Genomic DNA, 8,428 nt, shown 5'->3' with positions numbered 1-8,428 from the left:
GTGTGCAGGAGCGGCCGCAGTTCGGCGTCGATGGAGAAATAGTTCGTCGTTTTCCAGAAATAGATGTTCGACCAGAAGGTCGAGGCGGCGATCACGCTGAGGCTGAATTCGTGGAGATCCGAAGGCAGAAGGATGAACCAGGCGGCAATGCTCGCGAGCAGGATGACGAAGGTCAGCGCCGGCAGGATGCGCCGTGCGCGGCGCCAGTAGAAGCGGCCGATCGAGAATTGGCCCCGCTCAAGATCATCGAGCAGGCTGCCGCTGATCAGATAGCCCGATATGACGAAGAAGATGTCGACACCGGTGAAGCCGCCGGGAATGGCGGACACGCCGAAATGGAAGAGCACGACAGGCAGCACCGCAACGGCCCGCAGACCGTCGATGTCGCGCCGGTAGTTCATCCGGCCGGCCCGCGCGCGACCACCAGGATCCGTGCGGCCGCACCCGACACGCTCATGCGGCGATGTCGTCGATCGTGCTGAAAATCCCGGCTCGTCGATCTCACAGGCTTACCCTCAGGCAGCAATTTTGCTGCGCTGCAACATGGGTGTCAAGGCATATATTGCTGTCGCGAAATTCGCCAGGAACGCACCGGGATCAGGCGCCGGGCAGATAGATTACCGCGTAGTCGTCCGAATAGGCCCGTTTCCAGCCCAACTGGTCGAAGAAGGGAATGCGGCTGTCGTCGGCCGATAGCAGCGCCCAATCTATTGCGTATTTCTTCAGGCGGGCTTCGAGGAGCGGCTTGCCGTCGCCGCGTCCGGTGTCGTTATCGCTCTTTGTGAAACCGCCGAGGAACAGCTGGTCCGTCCGTCCGTCGATATAGGTCTTGAACCCGTGGAAAATCAGCGTGCCGCCGAAATTGTAGGAATTCAGCACGTTGCCGGATAGATGATGGCTTTGCGCGAATGCCAGCGCCCCGCTGGCCGATGTCTTCGGACTTGGCGCTACCTGATAGACGCTGCCGAGCACAGCGACCCCGCCAATCAGCAGAACGGCTGCCGTGCCGCAAATGGCGTAGAACCGTCTGGCTAAGAATCTCTCCAGCCCGTCGCGCTTTTCGGCCAGCCACGCGGTGGCTGAAAGCGAGGGATATTGCTGTGCGACCTCGGCCGCCATCACCAGCGGAATCAGCAGGAAGAACAGGTACATGAAGCGCACATGGGCGAGATAGACATGCAAGGTGAAGACGACGAACAACGCCTTGGCCCAGCCAATTCGCAATCGGGACACTAATAGCCCGAAAAGCGCCAGCAGCATCACCGCTTCCTGGACGGGACTGTCCGGCGGATTGAACGGTTTCCATTCCATGATCAGCGACACTGCCTCGTTGCCGTAAGCCACGGCGAGCGTCGCCAGGATGGCCTGGACGCCGTACGGGTGGATCAGGCTGACCAGCGGGCAAAGCAGGCCGAACGCGATCCACTTCGCCAGCAGGGCCGGTTTTGACAGGCCCGTGCGCGCCAGCAGATCGAGACCGGCGAAAGCCGCGATGACGAAGCTCAAGGTGAAGGTGGCGTGCAGGTTCGCCCATAATACGACCAGCACAAGCAGCCACCAGGGCGGCGCCCGTTCTTCCCTCGCCGCACCGAACAGCACCGCCGTCCAGATGACGATGATCGGGAAGGTGAAGACATGCGGACGCGCCGTGAAGATCGGGTTGATCAGGAACACCGCCGCGAAGGCCAGTGTAATCGCCAGGATCGGTTTCAGCCATGCGCTGAGAAACCACCCCATGAGGAAAACCGTCAGGGAGATCGAGGCGATGATCGCGGTGACGACCACGTTCCAGCCGCCCGCCCGGTAGGCAAGAGCCAGCAGGACCTGCCCCAGCCATTCCTTGGCAATCCAGGGCTGGCCGGCAAACGTGTAGGAGTAAGGATCGACCGTCGGAAATGTCCGGTTTGTCAGGAAATCGAGACCGACTTTCACTTGCCACCAGCTGTCGGGATCCTGCAGGGTGGCGCCTGCCTGGGCAGCCAACGCACCCGCCATCGCCAAGGCCGCGAGCAGGCAGAAGATCAGCCTGTTCCGCTCGTTGTATGTCGCGGCCGCCACACTGGCCTGAGCGTCGTTCATGATGCGCCGCCTCTGATCGGTTCCGGTGACAGTTGGGTTCAAGGTGTTGGACTGGCGGGCTGCCGCCGAGGCTTGTCGGCCACCCGAACTGTGCGGTCGGTGCTGTCGTCCCCACGTCCCACAAACACGAAGCGGGCCGAGCCAAGATAGAAAACCACCGAATAGACGCAGATTCCCGCGAGGTGGACCAGCGGGTTTTCGACGATGCCTGCCGAACGGGCGGCGATCACGACGGCCAGATTGATGCTGTAGGCGACCAGAAAGACACCCCCGTAGCGCAGCGCGGTTCCGGGCTGGAAGCCGTCGACTCTGCTGAAGGTCCATTGGCGGTTGAGGAAGAAGCCGAGGACAAGGCCGGCGGCATAACCCGTGGCGTTGGCAAGGATGTCGCCCAGACCAAGCGCAAGCCCGGCCAGGATGACCGCGTATCCCAGCGCCGTGTTCAACAGACCGACGGCGCCAAATCGCAGCATCCTCGGGAAGTCAAACGGCAGGCTTGACCACATGCGCAAAATATTGGGCTCCGACAGGTACCTTGGTGAGGAAGCGCTCGAACGGCCTCAGTCTCGCAAGCATCCGAGGAAAGAAAATCCGGTAGACGATCCTCGTATTGGCAAGGCCCGCCTCGGCCATGCGCCCGCGCATCTCGCGCGAATTTATCAAAACCGCGTTTTCGTCGAAGGCACAGTTTCTCACCGCGTGCGTGGTCAGCGGGTTCCAGGGATTGTGTTCGAAGACGAAGAAGCTGCCGCCATCGGCCAGCACCCTGCCGATCTCGGCGAACAGCCCGATCTGCAGGTTCTCGGGAATATGGTGGAAGACGCAGGCCGCGAAGGCCAGGTCGAAGCTGCCGTCGGCAAAGGGAATTGTCTTGCCGTCGAAATGCGTGAAGGCGGCCTGGCCGGGAAAGCGCTTGCTGGCGATGTCGAGCGATTCCCGCGAAGGATCGAGCAAGGTGATCTCCGCGTCGGGAAACGCGTTGCGCATATGGCCTAGCGAATTGCCGACGCCGGCGCCGAAATCCAGTATTCGTCGCGGTTTGACACCGGCCCGCCGCAGCGTCGCGGCGACGTCGTCGATCTTGTACCTGGCGAAGAAATCCGGGTTTTCGCCGCTCAGCCTTATGCTTGCGGCATGCTGCTCCTGATATTCCCGCGCAAACCGGTCGAACTCCGCCTCAAGCACGTGCGGCCCTCTTTGCCATCTCCTGCAGGCGATGGACCGGCAATTCGCCGCCCTCCACTGCCTGGCTGCGCGAAACGATCTCGTTGACGAAGTAGAGCGGCCGCCGCTTTGTCTCCATGTACATGCGCCCGAGATACTCGCCGAAGATCCCGAGCACCATAAGCTGGACGCTGCCGAGGATCAGCACGATCGCGGCAAGGCTGGTCCAGCCGGGCAACACGTTCCCGACCGACCATTCGAGCAGCGTGTAGCCGAGCACGACCAGGCCCAGAAGCCCGAACATCATTCCGAGCAGCGAGGCGAACCGCAAAGGGACGATGGAGAAGCTGGTCATCGCGTCGACCGCCAGAAGAAGCATTTTCTTCAGCGGATAATGGGTGGTTCCGGCAAAGCGGCGGTGCCGCTCATAGGGAAAGGCCACCTGTTTCAGCCCGATCCAGCTCACCATGCCGCGAATGAACCTGTAACGCTCTGGCATCGCGTTCAGATGGTCGAGCGCGCGACGGTTCATCAGCCGGAAATCTCCGGTATTGGGGGCTATGTCGACGTCGACCATCCGGCGCAGCAAGCGATAGAACATGGACGCGGAGGCGAGCTTGAACCAGCTTTCGCCATCGCGCGTCAGCCTCTGGCCGTAGACCACATCGAAGCCTTCGTTCATCTTCGTCATCATCGCGCCGAGCAGTTCAGGCGGATCCTGCAGGTCGGCATCGAGAATGAGAATGCGCTGGCCGCGACAGAATTCGAGCCCGGCGCTCAACGCGATCTGATGGCCGTAATTGCGGGCAAGGTCGATGGCGACGACATGGTCGTCCTTTTCAGCCAGCTGGAGAATGGCTTCGCGCGTGCCGTCGGTCGCGCCATCGATGACAAGGACGATCTCGTAGGAAGGGCCTTGTTCAAGGCATGCGGCCGTTACCCGCCGATGCAGTTCGGCCACGCCATCCAGCTCGTTGTAGCATGGGATGACCACCGACAGCATGACGCCGCGTCGCGCGGTGTTTCTCTCCGTCTCCACCAAAGCCTTGCTCCCGCTATCCGATTGGGAATAGCGGCAATTGGTTAGAAAACAGATAAGCCAGCGGGATCGCTGCGGCAGTAGCCGGCAGTCTGCCATGCGCCTGGGCTCGGCTTGCGGCCACACTATGCTCGGTGTCTCGCTATCCCGCAGAACTCCCGGCTTGAAGCGGACAAGCCAAGTGCGTATGTCTGGCTGACGCCCTCTAGCCAGGGTACCTCAATCTGGAGACGGGCCTTGTCCGCATTGACGCGCTTTCTTGGCGACTCGCCGCTCAAGGTGATCCTGAAACTGCTGGTGGTGTCTTTCCTCGTCGGCCTGGTCATGAACGCCTTCGGCTGGTCGCCGATGGATGTGCTCTACGGCATCCGCAAATTCTTCATGGACCTGTGGAATCTTGGCTTCCACGCCATCGACCGTTTCCTCGGCTATATCCTGCTGGGCGCGGCTATCGTCGTGCCGGCGTTCATCCTGTTGAGGCTCGCCAACTACCGGAAGTAGAGCATGATCCCGAACCGCAGGTCCGCGTCAGCGAACCCTGGCACCCGGTTTTTGGACAAGATCGTACTATCGGGCGTGGCCCGCGGCCACCTCGAACAGGATGGCGTGGCGCGCGGCAAGCGTGGGCACGTCAGTTGAATAGCCACCCCCGATGACGCCGCAGACCGGAACGCCCCGCGTGCGAAAGTGGCTGATCACCATGTCGTCGCGGGCGCGCAGGCCGTCATCCGATAGCGACAGCCTGCCAAGCCGGTCCTCAGCATGGACGTCGACGCCGGCATTGTAGAACACGATGTCCCAATGGGCTTGGGCGGAGAGCTCCGGCAGGATGGCGGCGAGCCTCTTCATGTAAGCGGCGTCACCCGTGCCGTCGGGCAGCGCGACATCGAGGTCGGAGGCGATCTTGCGCACGGGGTAGTTGCGGTCGCCATGCATGGAAAAGGTGAACACGCGCGGATCATCAGCGAGAATATCCGCCGTGCCGTCACCCTGATGCACGTCGAGGTCGACGATCAGGATGTTTTGTGCCGCGCCTTCGGCGAGCAGCACCAGCGCGGCGACGGCGACATCGTTGAAGGTGCAGAAGCCCGCTCCTTGCGCGCGCCGCGCATGATGGCTGCCGCCGGCGGTGTTGCAGGCAATGCCGTGGCGCAAGGCCAGCCGCGCCGCCAGCACGGTGCCGCCGGTGGCAAGCTGCGCGCGCAGCGAGACGCGGGGTCCGATCGGAAAACCGATCTCGCGCTCGATCTTCTCGGGCACGCGGCAGTTGACGACCTGGTCGACATAATTCGCCGCATGGGCAAGCTCCAGCCATGACACCGGTGCCGGTTCGGCGGTGCTGAGCGCGTCGGGGCCGGCGAGGCCACGTGAACGCAGCGCCTCCATCAGCAGTGGATATTTGCTCATCGGAAAGCGATGGTTGGTGGCGAAGCCGGCATCGTAGTCGGGATTATGGACGATCTGCAGGGGCATGAACTGGATCCGGCGGCTCGCGCCAGGCCGGGGATTTCGGTTGGCCGTCACGGGAAGAGTGATTGCGCGGTGGCTGGAAAATGGGGCACATCGGCAGTTCGATCAAGCCGCAATCAGCAAGGCAGCAATCCTTGGACCAGGGTGCAACCCCAGCCGACGCCAGATCCCCAATCAACCCCGGATCATTTGTCGTCACCAATCGTTCCGTGCTCGCCATCGCCGTGCCGATGACGCTTGCCTATCTGACGACGCCGATGCTCGGCCTGGTCGACACGGCTGTCATCGGCCAGTTCGGCGATGCCGCCTTGCTTGGCGGCCTGGCGGCCGGCGCATTGATCTTCGACGTCGTCTTCACCTCTTTCAATTTCCTGCGCTCGGGCACCACCGGGCTTGTCGCACAGGCGTTTGGGCGCGGCGACGCCCTGGAGGAACAGGCGGTGTTCTGGCGCGCCGTGCTGATCGCGGTTATCGCCGGCATCGTGCTCGCTGCCCTTGCGCCGCTGGTCGCCATCGCCGGGCAAAAGTTCATGGGCGCCGAACCGCGCGTCAGCGAGGCGATGGGCGTCTACATCAGGATCAGGCTGCTCGCGGCGCCGTTCTCGCTGATCAACTACGCCATCCTCGGCTATGTGCTGGGGCGCGGCGAGGGCGGGCTTGGGCTGATGCTGCAATTGGTGCTGAACGGCATCAACATCGCGCTCTGCTTCGTGCTTGGGTTGGAACTTGGCTGGGGTGTCGCCGGCGTTGCCTGGGCGACCGTCACCGGTGAGTTCCTGGCCATGCTGCTCGGCCTGGCGATCGTTATCCGCCGGTTCCGGGCCGCCCCATCCTTGCCGCGCCACCGCCTGCTCGACATGGCCGCCTTCCTGCGCATGATGTCGCTCAACCGCGACATCATGATCCGCTCGTTCTCGCTGCTCGCCGCCTTCGCATTGTTCACCCGCCAGGGCGCGCAGTTCGGCACGGTGACGCTGGCCGCCAACGCCGTGCTGATGAACTTCTTCCTCGTCGCCGGCTATTTCCTCGACGGCTTTGCCACCGCCGCCGAACAGCTGGCGGGCCGTGCCGTCGGCGCACGTGCCGCCGCACCGTTCCGCCAGGCCGTGCGGCTGACGCTGTTTTGGGGTTTCGGACTGGCGGGAGCCGCGACGCTGGTAATGCTGTCTGGTGGCGCCAATCTGGTCGCTCTCGTGACGACATCGGAGGAAGTCCGTTCGGTGGCCGACATCTACCTGCCATGGGCGGCATTCACGGCGCTGAGCGGTGTGCTGGCGTTCCAGATGGATGGCGTCTTCATCGGCGCGACCTGGTCCCGCGACATGCGCAACATGATGCTGCTGTCGTTCCTGGTTTTCGCGACCGCGCTGCTGACCCTTGCGCCCGCCTTCGGCAACAATGGACTTTGGGCGGCGCTGCACGTCTTCCTGCTGGTGCGAGGCTTCAGCCTGCTGACGATCCTGCGGCTCAGGGTGCGGACGGCGTTTTAGACGGTGCCCTCCGGGAGGCCCTGCGCCGTCCAGGCAGCGAACGGCACCTGTTCGCGATAGGAATTTTTTCTTGACTCGGTGATCTCAGCTATGGTACATTTTTGGCCATGGTGCTGATTTGCGCCAGTGACCCGCCGCACAGGCGGGTTTTTCGTTTGATGCTCCGTCAGCCAATGCGCCGGCGAGGCTCCGAAGCAACCCGTTAAACCGAGTTCGTTGCCCTGCTGTGCGGTCGGATGCACTTGCACTTCCAGTCGATTTCCAACAGACTTGATGCACCAATTGTTCCAGGGCGAGCTTATGCGAAGCTACCTGCCATATGTCTTGGGCGCGGCGCTGGGATTGCTCGCTGCGTTCATTCTCTCCGCGGTTTCTGGCATCGGCGGCACCGCGCAATTGCTTCTCTTCGGCGTGTTGCCTGCCATCGGCGGCGCCATTTGCGAGCGGGCCGTCAGTCGCAATCTACGCTCCTGAGAGCAGGCTCAGAGTTGCCTGGACGCCCAGAAGTCGAGGCGGCTGCCGCGCAACTCGCAAATCGACTTCAGCCGTTCCTTTTCGACGAAACGGACCATTCCGGAAAGGATACGGCCCGGCAGTGAAGGCCCGGCATAGATCATGCCGGTGTAGAGCTGGACCAGATCAGCACCCGCACGGATCTTGTCCAGCGCCGTATCGGCGGAATCGACGCCGCCGACGCCGATGATGGCGCGGTCCGGTCCGAGCAGTTTGCGCATCTTCGCCAGCACGATGGTCGAACGCTCGAACAGCGGCTTTCCGGAGAGCCCGCCGGTCTCGCGCGCGGTGTCGCCGCTGCGCAATGACGGTCGGGAGATGGTGGTGTTGGAGACGATGACGCCGTCCACCTGCTTTTCGGTGACCTCGGCGGCGATGTCCTCCAGCTCTGCCTCGACCAGGTCCGGCGCGATCTTCAGGAACACCGGCGGCTGCGCCGTTGCCGCGGCGCGCGCGGCCATGACACGCGACAAGAGTTCGCCAAGCTGCTCGCGCGCCTGCATGTTGCGCAGGCCCGGCGTGTTGGGCGAGGAGATGTTGACGGTGAGATAGCTGGCGTATTGCGCAAACCGGGCGACACCGCGCTCATAGTCGCCGATGCGGTCGCTGCTGTCCTTGTTGGCTCCGATGTTGACACCGACGATGCCGGAGCGCCCCTTGCGTGCGGCAAGGC

General features: G+C 62.9%; 10 protein-coding genes. 3 read left to right on the top strand and 7 right to left on the bottom strand.

Features of this window, described 5'->3' with window-relative positions; all coding sequences use genetic code 11:
* From EN893_RS10360 to EN893_RS10340, 5 genes are all read right to left on the bottom strand, one after another.
* On the bottom strand, window positions 1-401 hold a 401-nt coding region (locus EN893_RS10360), incomplete at its 3' end, for an acyltransferase (RefSeq protein WP_164900788.1).
* Between the two features lie 196 nt (window positions 402-597).
* Entirely contained in the window at window positions 598-2,079 is a 1,482-nt protein-coding gene (locus EN893_RS10355) for a hypothetical protein (protein WP_127266713.1), read from the bottom strand.
* 38 nt (window positions 2,080-2,117) lie between these two features.
* Window positions 2,118-2,552, bottom strand: coding sequence for a GtrA family protein (locus EN893_RS10350; protein ID WP_256755024.1), 435 nt, complete (start codon window positions 2,550-2,552; stop codon window positions 2,118-2,120).
* 10 nt (window positions 2,553-2,562) lie between these two features.
* Window positions 2,563-3,264 (bottom strand): class I SAM-dependent methyltransferase, encoded by a 702-nt coding sequence (locus EN893_RS10345; protein WP_127266715.1) that lies wholly within the window; start codon window positions 3,262-3,264, stop codon window positions 2,563-2,565.
* Entirely contained in the window at window positions 3,257-4,246 is a 990-nt protein-coding gene (locus tag EN893_RS10340; RefSeq protein ID WP_206517189.1) for a glycosyltransferase family 2 protein, read from the bottom strand. The genes EN893_RS10345 and EN893_RS10340 overlap by 8 nt, the downstream gene beginning before the upstream one ends.
* 273 nt (window positions 4,247-4,519) lie before the next feature.
* On the opposite strand from EN893_RS10340, the gene EN893_RS10335 reads away from it, so the two are divergent.
* A complete protein-coding gene (locus EN893_RS10335) occupies window positions 4,520-4,783 on the top strand; it encodes a DUF6460 domain-containing protein (protein WP_013533620.1) in 264 nt (87 codons plus the stop codon).
* 66 nt (window positions 4,784-4,849) lie between these two features.
* On the opposite strand, the gene EN893_RS10330 is transcribed toward EN893_RS10335, so the two are convergent.
* Window positions 4,850-5,755: a histone deacetylase gene (locus EN893_RS10330; protein ID WP_127266717.1), complete on the bottom strand. Its 906-nt coding sequence runs from the start codon at window positions 5,753-5,755 to the stop codon at window positions 4,850-4,852.
* A gap of 131 nt (window positions 5,756-5,886) precedes the next feature.
* Here EN893_RS10330 and EN893_RS10325 point away from each other — a divergent pair, with 131 nt between their 5' ends.
* Both EN893_RS10325 and EN893_RS10320 read left to right on the top strand, forming a co-directional pair.
* Window positions 5,887-7,242 (top strand): MATE family efflux transporter, encoded by a 1,356-nt coding sequence (locus tag EN893_RS10325; protein WP_127266718.1) that lies wholly within the window; start codon window positions 5,887-5,889, stop codon window positions 7,240-7,242.
* A gap of 300 nt (window positions 7,243-7,542) precedes the next feature.
* Entirely contained in the window at window positions 7,543-7,716 is a 174-nt protein-coding gene (locus EN893_RS10320; RefSeq protein ID WP_164748943.1) for a hypothetical protein, read from the top strand.
* An 8-nt stretch (window positions 7,717-7,724) separates the two neighbouring features.
* On the opposite strand, the gene pyrD is transcribed toward EN893_RS10320, so the two are convergent.
* On the bottom strand, window positions 7,725-8,428 hold a 704-nt coding region (gene pyrD, locus EN893_RS10315), incomplete at its 5' end, for a dihydroorotate dehydrogenase (quinone) (protein WP_128361526.1).

Source organism: Mesorhizobium sp. M7A.F.Ca.CA.004.04.2.1, assembly GCF_004022825.1.
In the GTDB taxonomy this organism is placed as follows: domain Bacteria; phylum Pseudomonadota; class Alphaproteobacteria; order Rhizobiales; family Rhizobiaceae; genus Mesorhizobium.
The sequence above is the reverse complement of the archived record's forward strand: the minus strand, read 5'-3'. Positions and strand labels throughout refer to the sequence as shown.